At 72.3% G+C, this 19,505-nt stretch carries 20 protein-coding genes; 8 read left to right on the forward strand and 12 right to left on the reverse strand.

The window, feature by feature from the left end; genetic code table 11:
• The first annotated feature begins 515 nt into the window (after positions 1-515).
• Complete coding sequence (locus tag OG285_RS31225) at positions 516-2,039, forward strand: glutamate--cysteine ligase (protein WP_371792829.1); 1,524 nt, start codon at positions 516-518, stop codon at positions 2,037-2,039.
• Positions 2,040-2,104: 65 nt separating this feature from the next.
• On the opposite strand, the gene OG285_RS31230 is transcribed toward OG285_RS31225, so the two are convergent.
• Positions 2,105-2,359: a hypothetical protein gene (locus OG285_RS31230; RefSeq protein WP_371792830.1), complete on the reverse strand. Its 255-nt coding sequence runs from the start codon at positions 2,357-2,359 to the stop codon at positions 2,105-2,107.
• A 653-nt stretch (positions 2,360-3,012) separates the two neighbouring features.
• On the opposite strand from OG285_RS31230, the gene OG285_RS31235 reads away from it, so the two are divergent.
• On the forward strand, positions 3,013-3,813 hold the full coding sequence (locus OG285_RS31235) for a CPBP family intramembrane glutamic endopeptidase (protein WP_371792831.1): 801 nt from the start codon (positions 3,013-3,015) through the stop codon (positions 3,811-3,813).
• Positions 3,814-3,903: 90 nt separating this feature from the next.
• Here OG285_RS31235 and OG285_RS31240 read toward each other — a convergent pair whose 3' ends face one another.
• Positions 3,904-4,713: a PhzF family phenazine biosynthesis protein gene (locus OG285_RS31240; protein ID WP_356832455.1), complete on the reverse strand. Its 810-nt coding sequence runs from the start codon at positions 4,711-4,713 to the stop codon at positions 3,904-3,906.
• A gap of 140 nt (positions 4,714-4,853) precedes the next feature.
• Between OG285_RS31240 and OG285_RS31245 the strand changes: the two genes are divergently transcribed.
• Positions 4,854-5,453, forward strand: a complete 600-nt coding sequence (locus OG285_RS31245; protein WP_356832453.1) for a PadR family transcriptional regulator — start codon at positions 4,854-4,856, stop codon at positions 5,451-5,453.
• 80 nt (positions 5,454-5,533) lie between these two features.
• Here the strand turns inward: OG285_RS31245 and OG285_RS31250 are convergent, their stop codons facing one another.
• Positions 5,534-5,962, reverse strand: a complete 429-nt coding sequence (locus tag OG285_RS31250) for an SRPBCC family protein (protein WP_371792832.1) — start codon at positions 5,960-5,962, stop codon at positions 5,534-5,536.
• Between the two features lie 294 nt (positions 5,963-6,256).
• Between OG285_RS31250 and OG285_RS31255 the strand changes: the two genes are divergently transcribed.
• From OG285_RS31255 to OG285_RS31265, 3 genes are all read left to right on the forward strand, one after another.
• Positions 6,257-6,790, forward strand: coding sequence for a Clp protease N-terminal domain-containing protein (locus OG285_RS31255; RefSeq protein WP_371792833.1), 534 nt, complete (start codon positions 6,257-6,259; stop codon positions 6,788-6,790).
• 34 nt (positions 6,791-6,824) lie between these two features.
• On the forward strand, positions 6,825-7,805 hold the full coding sequence (locus OG285_RS31260; protein WP_356832448.1) for an EamA family transporter: 981 nt from the start codon (positions 6,825-6,827) through the stop codon (positions 7,803-7,805).
• A 184-nt stretch (positions 7,806-7,989) separates the two neighbouring features.
• Entirely contained in the window at positions 7,990-8,952 is a 963-nt protein-coding gene (locus OG285_RS31265; RefSeq protein WP_371792834.1) for a DMT family transporter, read from the forward strand.
• 33 nt (positions 8,953-8,985) lie between these two features.
• Here the strand turns inward: OG285_RS31265 and OG285_RS31270 are convergent, their stop codons facing one another.
• Complete coding sequence (locus tag OG285_RS31270) at positions 8,986-9,675, reverse strand: pyridoxamine 5'-phosphate oxidase family protein (protein WP_371792835.1); 690 nt, start codon at positions 9,673-9,675, stop codon at positions 8,986-8,988.
• Between the two features lie 35 nt (positions 9,676-9,710).
• Between OG285_RS31270 and OG285_RS31275 the strand changes: the two genes are divergently transcribed.
• Positions 9,711-11,042, forward strand: a complete 1,332-nt coding sequence (locus tag OG285_RS31275) for an aminotransferase class I/II-fold pyridoxal phosphate-dependent enzyme (RefSeq protein WP_371792836.1) — start codon at positions 9,711-9,713, stop codon at positions 11,040-11,042.
• Here OG285_RS31275 and OG285_RS31280 read toward each other — a convergent pair.
• Entirely contained in the window at positions 11,033-11,371 is a 339-nt protein-coding gene (locus OG285_RS31280; RefSeq protein WP_371792837.1) for a hypothetical protein, read from the reverse strand. The two genes, OG285_RS31275 and OG285_RS31280, sit on opposite strands and share 10 nt — an antisense overlap.
• A 151-nt stretch (positions 11,372-11,522) precedes the next feature.
• Positions 11,523-11,984, reverse strand: coding sequence for a pyridoxamine 5'-phosphate oxidase family protein (locus OG285_RS31285; protein WP_371792838.1), 462 nt, complete (start codon positions 11,982-11,984; stop codon positions 11,523-11,525).
• Positions 11,985-12,124: 140 nt separating this feature from the next.
• On the opposite strand from OG285_RS31285, the gene OG285_RS31290 reads away from it, so the two are divergent.
• Positions 12,125-12,775, forward strand: coding sequence for a cysteine hydrolase (locus OG285_RS31290; RefSeq protein ID WP_371792839.1), 651 nt, complete (start codon positions 12,125-12,127; stop codon positions 12,773-12,775).
• Here the strand turns inward: OG285_RS31290 and OG285_RS31295 are convergent, their stop codons facing one another.
• The 6 genes from OG285_RS31295 to OG285_RS31320 all read right to left on the reverse strand — a co-directional run bounded on the left by OG285_RS31295 (position 12,776) and on the right by OG285_RS31320 (position 19,320).
• Positions 12,776-14,893 carry a prolyl oligopeptidase family serine peptidase gene (locus OG285_RS31295; protein WP_371792840.1) on the reverse strand — a complete coding sequence of 706 codons (2,118 nt, stop codon included), beginning with the start codon at positions 14,891-14,893 and terminating at the stop codon, positions 12,776-12,778.
• Between the two features lie 107 nt (positions 14,894-15,000).
• Entirely contained in the window at positions 15,001-15,153 is a 153-nt protein-coding gene (locus tag OG285_RS31300; RefSeq protein ID WP_371792841.1) for a hypothetical protein, read from the reverse strand.
• A 72-nt stretch (positions 15,154-15,225) separates the two neighbouring features.
• Positions 15,226-16,353 (reverse strand): NADH:flavin oxidoreductase, encoded by a 1,128-nt coding sequence (locus OG285_RS31305; protein ID WP_371792842.1) that lies wholly within the window; start codon positions 16,351-16,353, stop codon positions 15,226-15,228.
• Between the two features lie 141 nt (positions 16,354-16,494).
• Complete coding sequence (locus OG285_RS31310) at positions 16,495-18,054, reverse strand: AMP-binding protein (RefSeq protein WP_371792843.1); 1,560 nt, start codon at positions 18,052-18,054, stop codon at positions 16,495-16,497.
• Positions 18,055-18,361: 307 nt separating this feature from the next.
• Complete coding sequence (locus OG285_RS31315) at positions 18,362-19,075, reverse strand: maleylpyruvate isomerase family mycothiol-dependent enzyme (protein WP_371792844.1); 714 nt, start codon at positions 19,073-19,075, stop codon at positions 18,362-18,364.
• Positions 19,072-19,320: a hypothetical protein gene (locus OG285_RS31320; RefSeq protein WP_371792845.1), complete on the reverse strand. Its 249-nt coding sequence runs from the start codon at positions 19,318-19,320 to the stop codon at positions 19,072-19,074. The genes OG285_RS31315 and OG285_RS31320 overlap by 4 nt, the downstream gene beginning before the upstream one ends.
• Positions 19,321-19,505 lie beyond the last annotated feature (185 nt).

Here is a 19,505-nt window from a genome sequence, read left to right on the forward strand (position 1 = left end):
ACACGTTGATGCGTGGGCGGTGCGGACGGCACTGTCAGCAGGCAGGGGCAGAGGGGGGCCGTGGGGCGTGGAGGGGTACCGCACTCTCCGGGGGCCGGGGCGCCAACTCTCTGCCTCGTTTGCGGAGTTTATACGACACGTGTTCACACGGTGTTTCAGCTAGCTGACGTGAATATTGCAAACAAGTCGGTATTCGGTCTTTCCCCTGCGGAGATTATCCCGATTTAACGTACGTGCACTCTTTGTGGCCTCACGGTTTGCCGTGTGAGTGGTCGGCCGAAAACCGTCGGTCGTTTTCACCGGCTCCACAGAACCGGGTCCACAGAACTTCACAGGCTTCACGGAGTTGGAAACTGCTCCAGGCGTCATGCCTGGCGAATGTGCCACATGGCATCTTCTGGCCACCCTACTCGCTCCCGGCTCCGGGCGGGGAGTTACGGATCACCGGGGGTGGGCATTATCGACCGTGACCCGGGCGGCCGCTGTGGCCGCACACGGGTGGAAGGGGGGCACCGATGGGCGAGAAGCTGGATGCAGACGGAGTCGGTCCGTCGGGCCGGCAGCGGTACCGCAGGAAGCTTCAGCAGTGTCTGGAGGTGCTGGAGCGATTGCTGGAGGAGAAGAGGTTCGACCGCCCGAGAAATATGATGGGGATGGAGATCGAACTCAATCTCGCGGGCGCCGACGGCATGCCGAGGATGATGAATGCGGAGGTTCTCGACCGGATCGCGAGCCATGATTTCCAGACGGAACTCGGGATGTTCAATCTCGAAGTGAATATCGTCCCGCACCGGTTGGGCGGCCGTGTCTTCGACCAGCTGGCCGAGGAGCTGCGTACCGGTCTCGCGTACGCGCACAGGAAGGCATCCGAAGTCGGCGCGGGGATCGTGATGATCGGAATCCTGCCGACCCTCGGCCCGCAGGATCTGGTCTCCGCCAACCTTTCGGCGGCCGACCGCTACACCCTCCTCAACAATGAGATGCGCGCGGCCCGCGGCGAGGACTTCGACCTCGACATCACCGGCGTCGAACAGCTGACCTGCACGTCCTCCTCGATCGCGCCCGAAGCGGCCTGTACGTCGGTGCAGTTGCACCTTCAGGTCACCCCGGAGCGCTTCGCCGACGTGTGGAACGCGGCGCAGGCCGTCGCCGCCGTCCAGATCGCGCTCGGCGCCAACGCGCCCTTCCTGTTCGGCAAGGAGCTGTGGCGGGAGTCCCGGCCGCCGCTCTTCCTCCAGGCGACCGATGTGCGCCCGCCGGAGTTCCGGGCCCAGGGGGTGCGGCCGCGGACCTGGTTCGGGGAGCGCTGGATCGACTCGGCGTACGAGCTCTTCGCGGAGAACCTCAGGTACTTTCCGCCGCTGCTGCCGCTGTGCGACGACGAGGACCCGCTGCGGGTGCTCGACGACGGCGGGGTGCCGGGCCTCCAGGAGCTCGTCCTGCACAACGGCACCGTCTACCGCTGGAACCGCCCGGTGTACGACGTGGCCGACGGCGTACCGCATCTGCGGGTCGAGAACAGGGTGCTGCCCGCCGGGCCCACCGTCACGGACGTGCTGGCCAACGCGGCGCTCTACTACGGGCTCGTGAGGGCGCTCGCCGACGATCCGCGTCCGGTGTGGAAGCGGCTGCCCTTCGAAGCCGCGGCACGCAACTTCGACGCGGCCTGCCGGTACGGCATCGACGCCGAACTGGAGTGGCCTCGGACCGGGCGCTCCGGCGGCGTCACGGCGGTGCCCGCGGTGCGCCTGGTCAGGGAGGAGCTGCTGCCGCTGGCCGCCGCGGGGCTCGATGCCTGGGGGATCGAGGCCCGGGACCGCGACCGCTATCTCGGCGTCATCGAGGAACGGTGCAGGCGCCGGACGAACGGTGCCTCCTGGCAGGTGGACACGTTCCACCGGGCGCTGGAGACCGGCCTCGGGCGGCGCGAGGCGCTGGCGCTCACCACCCGGCGGTACGCCGAGCTGATGGCGGGCGGCGAACCGGTGCACTCGTGGCCGGAGGGCATTCCGGCGGCGGTGACGGTCCGCGGCCGGTGACCGTACGGCCGGGGCGGGCTGCTCCGCGCCCGGACAACGCCGGGTCAGCGCGGGGCCCGCCCGGGTCAGCGCCCGCCGACCTCCATGACCGCTTTCAGCAGGACCGAGCTGATCCGAGAGGGGTCGCTCACCTGGTATCCCGCGCCGCCCGTCGCCCTGGCGACCTGCTCCACCTCGGTCCTGTCGGTGTCGGGTCCCACCGCGACCATGATCAACGGCACCGGGTGCCTGGGGTCGTTGAGCTCGTGGAGCCTGGCGACCAGGGCACTGCGGGAGATGCTGTGGCCGTCCTCGTTGACGCCGTCGGTGAGCACCACCACCTGCTGAGCGCGAGCAGCCCGGTGGCGCTGCGGGCCGGGCCGGCGGCACCGATGTGGATGGCGCCCGAGCCGTTGGCCGCCGCTGTGAGCCCGGCCCGGGTACGGGTCTTCTGGAGTCGGGCAGCCATATCCGGTACCCCGGCTCGGTGGTGCTGGTCCCCAGGTCGTGGGCGACCTTGTAGGAGTCGCGTGCCGTGACCGCGATGTCCAGGGCACTGTCCGTCGGACTGCACGTGGTCCTTGCGGGTCCGGCCCGCAGCGGTGCGTACCGCCGGGACGATATCGGGCGAGGCCACCATGCGCAGTTTCACCGTGGACCCCGGGCAGGGCCCGGAGAGGCCGAACATGCCACGCTCAAGAGCCGCACCCGTACCCGCGGCCACACCGAGGACGAGCGCGGTGGCGATGGCGACGGAACGATGCCGCCGCGCCCCGGAGCGGGGCCGGGTTGCCCGTGCCGCGAGGTCATCGGGCAAGCTGTGACGTCCCATGCGGTGGTGCTCCTCCCCTGAAGCCGAACAAGGAAAAGGGGGAGTGCGCCATCGGATTGGCGCCCGTCCCCCGGCCTGTCGTGCGCGATCTTCGCACCTGTATTCGAGACCCTGGTGGCACGGTGGCGGGGACGAGGCGCGATTGGCCAACTGGAGGCAGGTGTGCAGGCGGAGGGCGAGCGCGTGGCTGATTTTGTTCCCACACAGGGGGTGTCGCAGCGGTTCTTGCGGTCCGAGACGGTGCTGGTACTCGCACTCTCGCTCGGCGCGAGCGGCGTTTCGGCGCTGATCGGTTTTATCGGGGCACTGACGAAACCGGGAGGGCTCAAGCACCAGGCCGCCAATCTCAACGGGTCGTACGCGCCGGGGCGGCCATGGCTGGATCTGGCCTGGCAGCTCTTCGGCATCGCGACGGCCCTGGTGCCCGTCGCGCTGGTCGTCCATCTGCTGCTGCGCGAGGGGTCGGGTCTGCGGGCGATCGGCTTCGACCGGACACGGCTCCGGGCCGACCTCGGCCGCGGGGTGCTGATCGCGGCGGGGATCGGGAGTGTGGGCCTCGCCTTCTACCTGGGTGCGCGGGCCACCGGTTTCAACCTGACCGTGGTGCCGGAGTCGCTGCCCGACGTGTGGTGGAAGATCCCGGTGCTGATCCTCTCGGCGGTGCAGAACGCCGTACTGGAGGAAGTCATCGTCGTCGGCTATCTGCTGCGCAGGCTGGGGCAGTTCGGGTGGACCCCGGTGGCGGTCCTGGCGGCGAGCGCGGTGCTGCGCGGGTCGTACCACCTCTACCAGGGGGTCGGCGGATTCCTCGGAAACGTGGCGATGGGGGTGGTGTTCGTGCTGCTCTACCGGAGGTGGGGGCGGGTGGGACCGCTGGTCGTCGCGCACTCGCTGCTCGACATCGGCGCGTTCGTCGGGTACGCGCTGCTCGCCGGAAAGGTGGGCTGGCTGCCGACCGGGTAAGCGGCTGCGGTGCGGTGAGGGGGGTGTACGGGACTGCCGTACACCCCCCTCACCGTTTCCGGTTCCGGGCCCTTCCTGTCTCCGTCCTGCTCAGGCGTGCAGCTCGCCGTCGATGACGGTGACCGCGCTGCCGGTGAGCAGGGTCCGTCCGCCGCGCAGCGACGTCCGTACGAGGCCGGAGCGGGCCGAGGCCTGGAGGCCCGTCAGATCGTCGCGGCCGAGCCGGGCGGACCAGAACGGCGCCAGCGCGGTGTGGGCGCTGCCGGTCACCGGGTCCTCGTCGATACCGACGCGGGGGAAGAAGCAGCGCGACACGTAGTCGTAGCCGAGCGAGGGATCGTCCGCCTCGGCCGTCGCGATGATGCCCCGCCGGGAGTGGGCCGTCAGCGCGGCGAAGTCCGGCGACAGCGAGCGGACCGTCTGCTCGTCGGCGACCTCGACGAGCAGGTCCCCGATGTGCGGCCCGGTGTCCCGCACCCCGGTGATCCGGGCGCCCAGTGCCTCGCCGAGGCCGGCCGGGACGGCTTCCTCGGTGAGTGGCGACGTGGGGAAGTCGAGGGTGATCGTGCCGTCCTCGCGGCTCGTCGCGGTGAGGAGCCCGCAGCGCGCCGTGAAGCGGACGGTGCCCGTCGTCGCGCCCGTGGTGTGCAGGACATGGGCGGTCGCGAGGGTGGCGTGGCCGCACATGTCGACCTCGGTGGCCGGGGTGAACCAGCGCAGTGCCCAGTCGGCCTCGCCGCCGGCGGGCAGCGGGTGGGCGAAGGCGGTCTCGGAGTGGTTCATCTCCGCCGCCACGTGCTGGAGCCAGTCGTCGTCCGGAAAGGAGTCGAGGAGCAGTACCCCCGCCGGGTTGCCGGAGAAGGGGCGGTCGGTGAAGGCGTCGACGGTTCGTATGCGCATGGGACAGACCGTAGGCGCGCGGCAACACCGCAGGCCAAGGCCACTCGCGGGGACGTGGCCCGGAAAGGATTGCCAAACGAAAGCTACCGATATATCGTTGACGCATCGCGACAGATCAACGATGTAAGGAAGTGAGTGCGATGTATCCCCATGGACATGCACATGGACAGAGGCGCGGCGGCCCCGGCCGTCACGGCGGGGGCGACTTCGAGGAGCGCCGCGGCGCCTTCGGCCCGTTCGGTCCGCAGTTCGGCGGCCCGTTCGGCGGGCGCGGCGGCGGCAGGGGCGGGCCCCGGGGGAGGGCGCGCCGCGGTGACGTACGCGCGTCGATCCTGGCGCTGCTCAAGGACCGCCCGATGCACGGGTACGAGATGATCCAGGAGATCGGCGAGCGCAGTGGCGGGGCTTGGCGCCCGAGCCCCGGGTCCGTCTATCCGACGCTCCAGCTGCTGGAGGACGAGGGTCTGATCACCAGCGAGAGCGAGGGCGGCAAGAAGCTGTTCACGCTCACCGAGCCGGGTCGCACGGCCGCCGACGAGGGGCCGGACGCTCCCTGGGAGGAGGCCGGGCGCGGTGGTGACTGGGAGACGATGAACGAGATCCGGCAGGCCGGCTTCGGCCTGATGGAAGCCTTCGGTCAGGTGTGGCGGACCGGTACGCCGGAACAGCGCAAGAAGGCGATGGCTGTGATCGGTGAGTCCCGGAAGAAGCTCTATCTGATTCTGGCCGACGAGGACTGAGAACGTGCACTGCGGTCGAAGCGGCGCCCCCATGGACCTCCGTGGGGGCGCCGCCGTCGTACGGGAGCCGTCTCCTGGGCTCAGGCCACCAGCCCGGCGAGTTTGCGCAGCGACTCCTGGAGCGCGGCGGTCGCCGAGTCCTTCAGCTTGCCGGCCATCAGTGACACGGCGGCACCGGTGAACTCGCCGTCGATGCGGACCACGGTGGCGTCACCGTCCGGAGTGAGCGAGTAGCGCATCGCGAGGCTGACGCCCATCGGCCCCTTGCCGCGCGTGACCAGCAGCGCCGCGGGTGTCAGCTCCGAGACCGTCCAGTTCACCTCCGCGGGGAAGCCCATGAGCTTCATGTTCTCCTCGAAGGTGGCCCCCACGGCGAGCGCGGCCGGGCCGCCCTTCGGGAAGCTGGTGTGTGTCGCGTTCCACTCGCCGTACGCGCTGAAGTCGGTCAGCTGGGACCAGACCTTCCCGGCCGGTGCTTCGATCCGAGCCTCGGCGCTGACTTCGGCCATGCGACCACCCCTTCTCGTCGGGTTGTGATGTCGCGGAACGTAGCTCCTGGTCCCGGAACATTCAATACTGATGAACCGTCAGATCGCGGCGGCCCGGTCGGCCGGCGGACACGGAGGGGGCGGGCCGTGGCGGCCCGGGTGCCCGGCGCCGGGGGGCGTGCGTCCGATTCGTGATCAATCACCGTCTCATCCGTAAGGAGGAGAGTCCGGTCGGGTGTGCCCACCTTCTGTCGGACGGGTAAATGCTCCCCGGCGGGGATGTTCCGGACGCGGCGGGCTGATGAGCTGGGAGATGTGCATAGCCCTACCCCGCCGGACGACCAGCCAGCCCCGTCCCGAGCCGACATCGAAGCCAGGCTCACCGTGGAACTGGCGACGGTCGTGGCAGGCGCACGCCGGCGTGCGCTGCGTGACGGCGACCGGCAGATCGACACGGCCCATCTGCTGCACTCGGTGATCGAGACCGACCCCGAGGTGCGGGCCGCCTTCGACAGCGGGCCCCAGGTGGCCAAGGTGCTCGGCTACCTCGTGCAGCGCAGCATCGGCTACGGGCTCCGCTGGCAGGGATCGGTCGAGGACTCGGGAGCCGTCCCGGTGGTGGCCGAGCCCGGCGTGACCGGCTGGTCTCCCGCGGCTGTCGCCGCGATGGAGGGCGCCCTGACGAGAGCGGGGCGGCGCGGGAACCGGCGGGCGAGCGGCCTCGACCTGCTGGCCGCGCTCGCCCGCGACCGCGAGTGCCGTGCCGTGGAGGTGCTGGGCCGCGCAGGGGTGGACGCCGGGCTGCTCGCGGAGCGCCTGGAGGACGGCACCCGCCAGGTCCGTCGGTGATGACGCTCCTGACCGCGCCTGCCATGATGTCCCGATGCGTGCGTCTCAGGGAAAGAGCGTCGGCCTGGGACTCGCCCTGGTGTCGGCCTTCGCGTTCGGCGGCTCGGGTGTCGCGGCCAAGCCGCTGATCGAGGCCGGGCTCGACCCGCTGCATGTGGTCTGGCTCCGGGTGTCCGGGGCCGCCCTGGTGATGCTGCCCGTCGCCTGGCGCCACCGCGGCCTCGTACGGCGCAGGCCCGTGCTGCTCCTCGGCTTCGGACTGCTCGCCGTCGCGGGTGTGCAGGCCTGCTACTTCGCGGCTCTCTCCCGTATCCCCGTCGGTGTCGCCCTGCTGGTCGAGTATCTGGCACCCGCGCTCGTCCTGGGCTGGGTCCGGTTCGTGCAGCGCAGGCCGGTGACGCGCGCCGCCGCCTTCGGGGTGGTGCTCGCGGCCGGCGGGCTCGCCTGTGTGGTCGAGGTCTGGTCCGGGCTGAGGTTCGATGCCCTCGGGCTGCTGCTCGCGCTGGGCGCCGCCTGCTGCCAGGTCGGCTACTTCGTCCTGTCGGACCACGGCGGCGACGGCGCGGACCGGGCCGATCCGCTGGGCGTCATCGCGTACGGACTCCTCGTCGGTACCGCCCTGCTGACGGTGATCGCGCGCCCGTGGCGGATGGACTGGTCACTGCTCGCCGGCGAGGCCGAGATGAACGGCACACGGGTGCCGGCCTGGCTGCTCCTCGGCTGGATCGTGCTGATCGCCACCGTCGTCGCCTATGTCTTCGGCGTGGTCTCGGTCCGCAGGCTCTCCCCGCAGGTGGCCGGGGTGGTTGCCTGCCTGGAAGCGGTCATCGCGACCGTGCTCGCCTGGGTGCTGCTCGGGGAGCACCTCTCCGCGCCGCAGATCGCGGGCGGGGTGGTGGTGCTGCTCGGTGCGTTCGTCGCCCAGTCCTCGGCCCCGAAACCCCCTTCCGGCCCGGTGGCCGGCGCAACACCCGCCGTGGGGGCCGAGTTGCCCACGGGCCGGAGCGCGACGTAGCGCCTTCCGTTAAGGTTCGGCCATGCATCTCACCGTACTGCCGCCCCCCGCCGCATAGCGCGGGCGGCCGCATCCACTGACGGAGACCGGGCTCGGGTTGTTCCCGAGCGGCTCGTCGCTGCCCGCGCACGGAGTTCAGCGACCGCCATTTCCCTTTCCCAGTCATCCCTCATGGAGCACGTACGTGACGCATGCGCCGAACCCTGCCGTCGGGCTGTCCGTCCGCCGCAGTCTCATCCAGTTGTCCGTTGCCGGAGCGGCGTGGGGCACCGCCGGGGCCGCGGCCTCGCTGCTCTACCGGGCCAGTGATCTCGGGCCCGTCTCCCTCACTTTCTGGCGCTGCGCGGGCGGCCTCGTGCTGCTGCTCGCCGTGCGGGCCGTGCGCCGCCCGGGCGTGGTGTACCGCCGCACCGGATCCCGCGTACGCCGGGCGCTGCGCACCGCCGCTACCGGCCTGGCGTTCACGCTCTTCCAGGTCGCCTACTTCGCCGCGGTCCAGTTCACCGGGCTCGCCGTGGCCACCGTCATCACCCTCGGCGCCGGTCCCGTCCTCATCGCCGCCGGTGCCCGGCTGACCATGGGGGAGCGGCTGGGGTGCGGCGGGGTCACCGCGGTCGCGGGCGCGCTCGGCGGTCTCGCGGTGCTGGTCCTGGGCAGCGGCACCGGAGCCGTACGTCCCGCCGGGGTCGGCTGGGCGCTGCTCTCCGCCGCCGGGTATGCGGCGATGACCCTGCTGACCCGGTGGCTCGGCCGGAGCAGCGGCGGCGGCGACCCGCTGTCGACGACGGCCTGGTCCCTCGCCGTCGGTACCGTCGTCCTGCTGCCGCTCGCCGTGGCCGAGGGGCTTCTTCCGCACACCGTCGAACCGGGCCGGGTGGTGGGTCTGCTGGCCTATGTGGCCGCGATCCCCACCGCGCTGGCGTACGTGCTGTACTTCGCGGGAGCCGCGGTCGTCCGGTCCGCCACGGTCTCGGTGATCATGCTGCTCGAACCGGTGAGCGCCGCGGTCATCGCCGTCGCCCTGCTCGGGGAGCGGCTCACCGCGGGCACCGCCCTCGGCACGCTTCTGCTGCTCGCGGCAGTGGTCGCTCTCGCCTGCGGGGAGATGCGCGCGGCGGCCGCGCGGCGGCGGCCGGTACCGGTCTGAGCCGGCCCGGGCCGCCCGCCCCTCGCCCGTTTCTCAGAGGCGGGCGAGGTAATCCGGCAGGGTGATGGCCGGGTCGAGGTCGTCCGCGGGAACCGGTGCGCCGTATCCGCGGCTCAGCGGTACGACACCCGACCAGTACGGCAGGGCGAGGTCCTCGGGCTCGTCGCTGGGGCCGCCGGTGCGGACCTTGGCGGAGACCTCGTCCAGGTCCAGGCGGACCACGGCGGTGGCCGCCAGTTCCTTGGCGTCGGCCGGGCGTGAGTCGTGCGACCTGCCGGGCACCGCCTGCTCGACGATCGCGTCGAGAGCGGTGCGCCGCTCGTCGGTGTCGGTGACCTGGCGGGCCGTGCCGTGGACCACCACGGAGCGGTAGTTGATCGAGTGGTGGAAGGCGGACCGCGCCAGGACGAGTCCGTCGACATGAGTGACCGTCAGGCAGGCAGCCATACCGGGGTCCGGCACGCCTGCCGCCCGCAGCGGACGGGAGCCCGTCGAGCCGTGGATGTAGAGGCGCTCGCCGACCCGTGCGTACAGCGTCGGCAGTACGACGGGCGCACCGTCGCGGACGAATCCCAAGTGGCAGACGTATCCCTCGTCCAGGACCGAGTGCACCAGTTCACGATCGTACGAGGCGCGCTCCCGGGAGCGGGTGGGCACCGTCCGCTCGGTCGGCACGTAGGGCGCGTCCTGCTGCTGGGGCGAGGCGGGAGGGGTCTCGGACATTGCGTACTCCATTGCATTAGTGCATAATGTTGTTTGTGCTAGGAGAGTATGGGATCGAAGGCAGTCGTGCAACGGACATCGCGGCGAGCGTGGAGCGGGCGGTCGGCTCCGGCGTGCTCGCTCCGGGGCAACTGCTGCCACCACTGCGGGAGTTGGCGGTGCAGTTGGGTGTCAATCCGAACACCGTCGGCTCCGCGTACCGGATGCTCCGCGACCGTGGTGTGATCGCCACGGCGGGGCGCAGGGGGAGCCGGGTGCGGCCCCGGCCCGCCAGCACGGCGCGCGAATCCATCAGGGCCGACATCCCTGCCGGGGTGCGGGACCTCGCATCGGGCAGTCCCGACCGCGCCCTGCTGCCCCCGCTCGCCGATGCGCTGGCCGCCGCCGCCACGCGCAGCGACGGGCGGGCCGTGATGTACGGGCAGGCGGGCGTCGACCCGGAGCTCGAACGGCTGGCGCGCGCCGCCCTCGGCGCCGACGGTGTCCCGGACGGACCGGTCGCCGTGGTGTCCGGTTCGCTCGACGGCATCGAGCGGGTGCTGGCCGCGCACCTCAAACCGGGTGACTCCGTCGCCATCGAGGATCCGGGCTGGGGTGCTCTGCTGGATCTCGTACCCGCGCTGGGGCTGCGCGCGGTGCCGATGGGGCTCGACGGCGAGGGGCCGCTGCCCGGCGAGGTGGAGCGGGTGCTGCGTGAAGGGGCCCGCGCGGTCGTGGTCACCGCCCGCGCGCAGAACCCCACAGGCGCGGCGGTGAGTTCCGCGCGCGCCGAGGCGCTGCGGACCGTTCTGCGGGACCGTCCCGGTGTCCTGCTCATCGAGGACGACCACGGGCACGGGATCGTCGACCTGCCGCTGAGCCCGCTGGCCGCGGCAGCGGACAACTGGGCTTTCGTACGGTCGGTTTCCAAGGCGTACGGTCCCGATCTGCGGCTCGCCGTGCTGACCGGTGACGCGGTCACGGTGGACCGGGTGCTGGGCCGCCAGCGCCTCGGTCCCGGCTGGGTCAGCCATCTGCTCCAGAGCGCGGTCGTCCACCTGTGGACCTCGGGGGCCGTCGATGTCTCCGAGGTCTCGCTGTCGTACGGGCGGCGCCGGGAGTCGCTCGTCGGGGCCCTGGCGGAGCGGGGCATCGAGGCCTGCGGCCGCAGCGGAATGAATGTGTGGGTGCCGGTGCCGGACGAGACCGGGGCGGTGGCACGGCTGCTGCACTCCGGCTGGGCCGTCGCCCCCGGCGCCCGCTTCCGCATGGCGGCGCCACCCGGGGTGCGCGTCACGGTCTCCGCGCTGGGCCCGGACGACATCGGCCCGGTGGCCGACGCCATCGCGTCGGCGGCCGGACCCGCGCCGGGCAGACGCTACGACTGACCGGCCCCGCCGCTCTGCCCGTGCTCGGGCATCAACCCGACCGACTGCCGCAGCCGCAGCCGCGCATCGCCGCCGGCATGAGTGAGCAGGTGCCCCACCAGGACGGCGCCGGGGTGATCGACGCCGTCGGTCCGGGGGTCGATCCGGCGCGGGTCGGACCGCGGGTGTGGATCTGGGAGGCCGCCTGGGAGCGGCCCTGGGGAACGGCGCAGCAGTACACGCCGGTCCCTGACGGGCATGCCGTCGCCCTGCCCGGCCATGCTCCGTCCGGACTCGGCGCCGCCCTGGGCATCCCGGCCCTGACCGCTCACCGCGCGCTGACCGTTCACGACGGCGGACCGGGGCGTATCGCGCCCGGCACCCTGCGGGGCGCGACCGTGCCGTTGGCCACCGGCCGGCGGCACACACCCGGCCCCGTGCGGGCGCGGCAGCGATCTGCGGCACTGCGAGCCGGTGTGCCACCGGCAGCGGCCGGCCCGGTCAGCCGAGCTTGCGGAAGTCCCAGGACACGACGGCGTCCGGGGTCAGACGCAGCCAGGCGTGGCGCCCGTCGTACGGCATGAGATCCATCCCGAAGTTCTTGCGTGCGAACAGCTTCTCCGGCGCGTCGAGTTCGGGGCAGGGCTCTCCCGTACGGGGTGTCTCGCCGACCACGACCGCGCTGCCCGAGAGCTCCACGCCGCGCAGCTCGCCGTACTCCTCGCCGTCGTCGACCACCACGGCCAGGCGCGGGTCCCCGGACAGCTGGGCCCAGCGGCGGCTGCGGGTCAGCGAGTAGAGCCACAGTGATGTCCCGTCCCAGAGGAACCAGAGGGCGCCGACGTGCGGACGGCCGTCGGCCGACACGGTGGCCACCCGGCAGGTGCGCTGCTCGCCGAGGAAGGCGTCGCGCTCAGCGTCCGTCATCATGATCCTGCGGCCTCGGCGCTGGGTGTCGGTCATACGGCTTCTCCCCTTGTTTCGGCGGCTCCTGACTAAGTGTCAGAAAGCATGGGGTCTCTTCCGTCATCACGCAATGGGCGTTAGCCTCGCGCGCCCGGCCCCGCCCGCCGGGCCGGGTTCCACGAGAGGTGAGAGGCCCCATGCCGTCGTCCGAACAGCTTGCGCAGCAGCTCGATCCCGCCACGGCGGTCCTGCTCACCGTCGAGTGCCAGGAGGGCGTGGTCGGCCGGACCAGCGCCCTGCCCGAACTGGCCTCCGAGGCACGGGAGTCGGGAGCCCTTGAACGCGTCGCCCAGTTGGTCGCCCGTGCCCATGAAGCAGGGGTGCAGGTGATGCACGCGGTGGCGGAACGGCGCCCCGACGGGCGGGGCGCCAACCGGAACGCCCGGCTCTTCCGGGCGGCCGGACGCCTCCCCGTCCAGCAGCACACGGGTTCGCCGGCGGTCCGGGTGGCCGAACCGGTCGAGGTGGCGGACACGGACCTCGTCGTACGGAGACTGCACGGCCTCTCGCCCCTCGCGGGCACGGACGTCGACGCGCTGCTGCGCAACATGGGCTGCCGCACGCTGGTCGTCACCGGGGTCTCGGCGAACGTGGCCATCCCCAACGCGGTCTTCGACGCCGTCAATCTCGGCTACACGGTGGTGGTGCCGGCGGACGCCATCGCGGGGGTGCCCGCCGACTACACCCCCGCGATGATCCGCAACACCCTCGCGCTCGTCGCGACGATCACCACGACCGACGACGTACTCGCGAGCTGGAAGCGGCCCGGGAACCCGGCGGAAGGCTGATCAGATCCCCTCGGTCCGCCGCGCCAACGCATCCTTGAGGAAACCGAGTTCGAGCAGCAGCAGCCGGTCAGCCACGCCCTCGCCGTGCACCAGGTGCCCCGTACCGGACAGCGGCAGAACGGTGTGCGGCCGGCCGGCGGCCAGCAGGGCGGCCGACAGGCGCAGGGTATGGGCGGGGGCCACATTGTCGTCGGCCAGCCCGTGCACCAGCATCAGCGGCCGGGAGAGCCGGTGCGCGTGGGGGAGCAGCGAGGAGCGTTCGTACCCCTCGGGCTGGACGTCCGGGTGGCCGAGGAAGCGCTCCTCCCAGTAACTGTCGTACAGCCGCCGGTCCGCGGGCGCGGCGCCCGCGACCGCCGCGTGGAACACGTCGGGGCGGTGCAGCACGGCCCCCGCGGCGAGATAGCCGCTGTACGACCAGCCCCGGATCGCCACCCGCCCCAGGCCCAGGGCGTCGTACCGCTCCGCGGCCGCGTGCAGGGCGTCGACCTGGTCGTCGAGCACGGGCCCCAGCCGGTCGCCGACGATGGCCCGCTCCCACGCGATGCCCCGCCCGGGGGTGCCGCGTCCGTCCGTGGCCAGCACGGCGAAGCCCTGCTCGGCGTACCACTGGCAGACGGCGGTGTACCAGCCGCGCCCCCGCGTCACCACCTGCAGACCGGGGCCCGAGTACGGGCTGAGCAGGACCGGCAGCCGCTCCTGACCGGGCTGGTACCAGGAGGGGAGGTGCAGTCGGCTGCGCAACTCGCGTGCGCCGAGGGTGAGATGGACCGGCAACGGGGTGACGAGCGGCTCCTCGGTGAGCACCGCGATCCGTCCGTCCGGCCGCCCGGCCCGGCGGACCGTCACCGCCTGGCCGCTCTCCGTCCTGCTGTCGACGACCAGTGTGGGTCCACCGGCGGCGGCCGTGTGCACACCGGGCTCCTCCGTCAGCCGGGTGAACCCGGGGCCCTCCTCGTACGACCAGACATGGACCTCCGTCGGCTCCTCGCCCGCGGTGAAGAAGACCCGCTCGCCCACCGGGCCCACCACTTCGCGGACGTACAGTCCGTCGGGGCTGACGGCATCGCCGATCCGGATTCCGCGCACGTCGCCGCGTACCGAGGGAAGAACCAGGACACCTGCGGGGGTGCGCAGCGGCGTACCGGGCGGGAATGCCACCCAGGTCTCGTCGGACACCCGGGCCCGCACCTCGTACCCGCCGCCCGCCGGGTCGGCGGCGACGACCCACACCGTGCGCTGGTCCCGGGTCTGGAGGACGGCGACGGGGCCGGCGTCCTCCCAGGACGCGGAGACCAGGTACTCGAAGGCGGGGGCGTGCCACGCGCCGGCCGGTGTCCGTCCTTCGGGTGCCGTGCGGGGGAGCCGGACCGGGGTGCGGTCGCCCCCGGCCGTGATCACGAGCAGCGAGGTCTCGGCGTTGGGGGTGCCGGCCGCCGGGTAGCGGATGGCGACGGGCTCTCTCTCCGGGGCGGCGGGGTCGGCGATCCAGCGGCGCCGCACCATCGAGGTGTCGACCCGGGCGACGAGCAGCGCATCGCTCTCCGGGGACCACCAGTACCCGCGTGACCTGCCGATGGAGGCCATCGCGCAGTAGTCGGCGAGCCCGTAGGTGACATCCGCGTCCTCGGGTGCGGCCAGCAGCCGGTCACCGGTCCCGTCGGTCCGTACGACGTGCAGGGCGCCGCCGGTGACGTAAGCGATCAGGGTGCCGTCGGGTGAGGGCCGGGGGTCGGTCACCGGGCCGGCGGTGCGGATGCGGCGCGGGACGCCGGTGGCCTCGCTGTGCTCCGGCAGGTCCGGGGCGCTGCCGGGGCGGGGATCCGGGCCGGGTTCCGTACGGACGGTCCAGAGTTCGCCGTCCGCGCTCCAGGCGACGACCCGCGCGTCCCGGTCCGTGGCGTACGCGGTCACACCCGCCGAGGGCGCGGGGTGCCCGGCGAGCAGGTGCTCCTGCCCGTGCGCGTACATCCAGAGCAGGCCGCGAGCGTCGGTGCCGCTCGCGGACCGCAGGAAGAGCACCCGTTCGCCGTCGGGGGAGACGGTGAACTGCCGCGGGGCACCGAGGGTGAAGCGGCGGGTCCTGGCGAACTGGCGGGAGAATCCATCGATGTCCATGGCTTCATGCCTTCCGTGGGCGTGACCGGGCGGGAAACAGAAAAGACCGTCGCCCTCCCTCCCCGGAGCGCCCCGGCGGACACGCGCCGAAATCACAGCAGCCCCTCTCACGACGGTGCGTGGGAGGGGCGCTTCCGGGGACCGTCGAGGCCGACGATCTCGGTGTGTACGTCATACGGGACGGGCTGCCGGGTGCGGGGCACCTGACCGGCGGGCTGCCGCTGCGGCGGCCGGTACGCGTCCTGTGTGCCGGAGAACATATCAGTGGGGCTGCTCGCTCGCGCATCCGGGTCCGCGACCCGACCGGCTCCGGGTGGGCAGCGGGGCTCGGGTCAGCTGAGCGTGCTCAGGGCCGCCGGGTCGTACGCGGCCAGCTCACCGAACCGTCCCTCCAGCACCTTGGCCGCCCACTGGGGGTCGTGCAGCAGCGCACGGCCCACGGCGACCAGGTCGAACTCGTCGCGCTCCAGACGGTCGAGGAGGTTTTCGATCCCCTTGACCCGCGAGCCCTGGCCGCGGAAAGCGCCGGTGAACTCGTCGTCCAGGCCCACCGACCCGACCGTGATGACCGGCTTGCCGCTGAGCTTCTTCGTCCAGCCGGCGAGGTTGAGGTCGGATCCGTCGAACTCCGGGACCCAGTAGCGGCGGGTGGAGGCGTGGAAGGCGTCCACTCCGGCTCCGGCCAGCGGGGTCAGCAGGGCCTCCAGCTCCTCGGGGGTCCCGGCGAGCCTCGCCTCGTACGACTGCATCTTCCACTGGGAGAAGCGGAAGATCACCGGGAACGACGGCGAGACCGCCGCGCGCACCGCGGCCACGATCTCCGCCGCGAACCTGGTGCGGGCCACCGGGTCACCGCCGTACGCGTCGGTCCGCCGGTTGGTCCCCTGCCACAGGAACTGGTCGATGAGGTAGCCGTGGGCGCCGTGCAGCTCGACCCCGTCGAAGCCGATGCGCTCGGCGGCGGCCGCGGCCTGCGCGAACGCGCCGATCACGTCGTCCAGGTCCTGCTGCGTCATGGCCTTGCCGTCGTCCCCGGTCCCTTCCGGGAGGCGGAGGCCGGAGGGGCCCATGGCCGGGGCGTCGGGGAACGGTGGCTGCCCGGCGTTGCGGGCCATGCCGATGTGCCACAGCTGGGGCACGATCGTGCCGCCCGCCGCGTGCACGGCGTCCGCGACCCTCGCCCAGCCCGCGAGCTGGTCCTCGCCGTGGAAGCGGGGGACGCGGTCGCTCTCCCCGGCCGACGCGTGATCGACGTAGGTGCCTTCGGTGACGATCAGGCCGACACCGGCTGCGGCCCGGCGCGCGTAGTACGAGACCACGTCCTCGCCCGGTATGCCGCCGGGGGAGAACTGCCGGGTCATGGGCGCCATCGCGATCCGGTTCGGAACGGTCAGGCCGTTCAGGACGACGGGCCGGGACAGGATCTGGGCCGCACGGTCGGCGGAGGCGGTGGTGGTCACTTGGCGGGCTCCTCGGGGAAACGGCTGGCCGGAACTGGCACGGTGGGTGCCGTCGGGGTCAACCGGAGACAGGCCCCGGTCATTCCGCCGTCCCGCTGTGACCCCGGATACGCCCGTGCGCCACGCTGCCCTCCTCCGTGCTCACCGCGCCCCCGGCCCCGCGCCCAGGGCCGCGCCGAGCGCCGCACGGTCGACCTTGCCGTTCGCGTTCAGCGGCAGGGCCTCCAGCCGGGCCAGTACGGCGGGCACCATATAGGCGGGGAGGCGGTCGTGGAGCGCCACGCGGAGATCGTTCTCACTGTCGGTGGCCCCCGTGTAGGCGGCGGCGATCTCGGTGCCCGCCCGGGTGGCCAGCGGGACGGCGGCCGCGCCGCTGACTCCCGGCTGTACGCGCAGCGCCGCTTCGACCTCGCCCAGTTCGACCCGGTACCCGTGCACCTGTATCTGCTGGTCGCTCCGCCCGATGTGCACCAGCGGCAGGTCACGTGACCCGGCGGGTTCGTCGGGCGGCAGCAGGGCGACGCGGTCGCCGGTGCGGTACCAGTGCGCGTCGGTGAGTGCGCCGGCCGGATCGTACGGGGCCCCGTCGGCTTCGAGGAACCGGCCGGCGTTGTTGTCCGGGTCGAGATAGCCCGGGAAGCGCTGCGGACCGCGGACGCACAGCTCGCTCCTGAACAGGCGGTGTTCCATCCCGGGGCTGAGGGTCCCTATCGGCACCGTGCCGTTGGCGGGGGCCGGCCAGTGCCCCGGGTCCTCGGGCAGCCGGTACGCGGTGCAGGTGACGGTGAGTTCGGTCGGACCGTAGGCGTTCTCCAGGGAACTGTTCGGCGCGGCCCGCTGCCAGGCCCGCGCCTGCTGGAGTGTCAGCGGCTCCCCGCAGAACATGCTGGCCCGCAGCGTCGGCATGCTTCCGGGGCCGAGCGCGCGCAGCCGTTTCGCCAGCGAGATGACCGACGGCACGGAGTTCCAGTGGGTGAGGGCGTGCCGGTTGACGAAGCGGACCGGTGCCAGCAGCTCGGCACGGGCCGGTACGACCAGCGTGGCGCCGCTGCCCCACGCGGTGTACATGTCGAGGATGGAGGGGTCGAAGGTCAGCTCGAAGGTCTGCGAGAAGCGGTCGCCGGGGCCGGCTCCGCGGTGCGGTACGGCGTGGGCGAGGTAGGCACAGATGTTCCGCTGCTGGATGGGGACGCCCTGGGGGACCCCGGTGGATCCGGAGGTGAACATGATGTACGCCAGGTCATCGGGGCCCGCCCCGGCGACGGACGTCTCCGGGGCGGGGGAGCCGAGGTGGCGCAGCAGCTCGCCGTCCGTCATCTCAAGTGCGGGCACACCCAGTTGGCCGGGCTGTTCGGCGGTCCCGTCGCTGAGGACCGCGTCGAGCGACGCCTGACGCACGATCCCGGCGTTCCGCCCGGCGGGATACGCGGGACCGAGCGGCACGACGGTGGCGCCGATGCGCTGGATGGCCAGGTACCCCGCGTAGGCGACGACACTGCGACCTGCCAGCAGCCCCACCCTGCGCGGCGGCTTCCCGCCCCGGCCGCTGGAGAGCGCTGCCGCCAAGTGGTCGGCGAGGAGGGAGAGTTCGGTGTAGGTCAGCACGGTGTCGCCGGTCTCCAGCGCGGCGCGGTCGCCGTGGACCGCGACCGATGCCGTGAACCAGTCGTCGAGGGTGTGCCGTCGGGCGGTCAGGCTCAAGGTCTGTCCTTCTCGGGTGTCGGGGTCCTGCCGGACGTGTCGGTTCCGCAGGTGGACGATGCGGGAGGTGGACGGTGCGGGAGATGCTGGTGGTGCGTGGCGGTTCGGGTCGCGCGGTGAACGCGCGGCTGAACAGCTGAACATCGGAGTGCTCCTGCCCACCGGGGTGCCGGGCGCCCGCATGTGGGAGGTCCGTATCCGCCATGTCCGCTCGCCTTCCCGACTCATCGGTCCTTGCCGCGCCGACCCCTGCTGCCTCGGCCCCTGCTGCGTCGCCCCCGCCCGGCGGTTCGTCCGACGCCAACGGTCAGAGCCACGGCGGGAGTACGGGGAGACCGGCCGCGGGTGTGAGTCCCGTCCCGCCGGACCGGCCGGCCAGCCAGGCGAGTGCGTTCGCGGCCGAACCGGTGACGACCGGGCCGCCCGTACCGAACCGGCCGAGCACATCGCCACCGGTCTCGCGCAGGGTGAAGTCCGGTACACCGTCGGCCTCGGCGTAGTAGCCGAGGACATCGGCCAGGATGATCTGCCGCGCCGACGCGGGAATGTCGTCCCACCCGTAGCCGATGTCCAGATCCACGTGGTGCAGTTCGAGTTCGCGCAGCCGGATGACCAGGATCCGCTGCGGGGTGCAGAGTTCACCCGTGAAGGGCCTGATCGTCGCCCGCCAGGCGGCGGCGGGCAGCGTCTCGATGACGTGCTGGAAGTGCGCGGAGCTCTCCCGGACGGCGGCCAGCTGGACCGCGGCGGGACGGTGGGCGCCCGCCTCGATCTCCGCGTTGCGGGCCCCCCGGTTCGCGTACTGGGGTGTCTCCACCCCGGTACGGGCCCACTCCAGCAGCCGTTCCAGTGCGGGGGCCTGGCGGGCAAGGTGGCTGAGAACATGGCCGCGGGTCCAGCCGGGCAGCCGGGAGGGCTTCGGGACATCTGTGTCGTGGAGCCCCGTCAGCCCGGACAGCAGCCGGCCCGCCGCGGCGGCGATCTCCTGGAACGAATCCCGGGTGGGGGCGATCTCCTTCAACGGGACTCCTTGCTGCGGACGTAGGCCGCGAGGACGACGCTGGAGACCGGCATCTCCACCGCTGCCGCGACCTGGCGGGCGACGGCGGCACATAAGGCCGTGCGGGCCTGCTCCCTGCCGACGCCGTGGGGGAGTGCCCGGAGCGCGGCGTTGTTCGCCTCATGCTGCCGGGTGCTCAGAAGATCCCGGAGGATGTCGTGCCGGTCCGGGAGCTGACCCAGCGAAAGCGGTCCCACCACAGACATGCACCCCCTCATCGACGTAGGTCCGTCATTGCTCCGCCAGACAGGCTTTCGCATAGTGGAATTGGAATTCCATGCACCGCTGACGCTGCCACACACTGTTGAAGCCTGTCCAGGTCGAACGGCCCCCGTTGGAGGAGATGGTGACGCAGTGGTGAGGGGGCGGCGCCGTGACTGACCGGACCCTG

It is taken from the genome of Streptomyces sp. NBC_01471, from assembly GCF_041438865.1.
GTDB lineage: Bacteria > Actinomycetota > Actinomycetes > Streptomycetales > Streptomycetaceae > Streptomyces.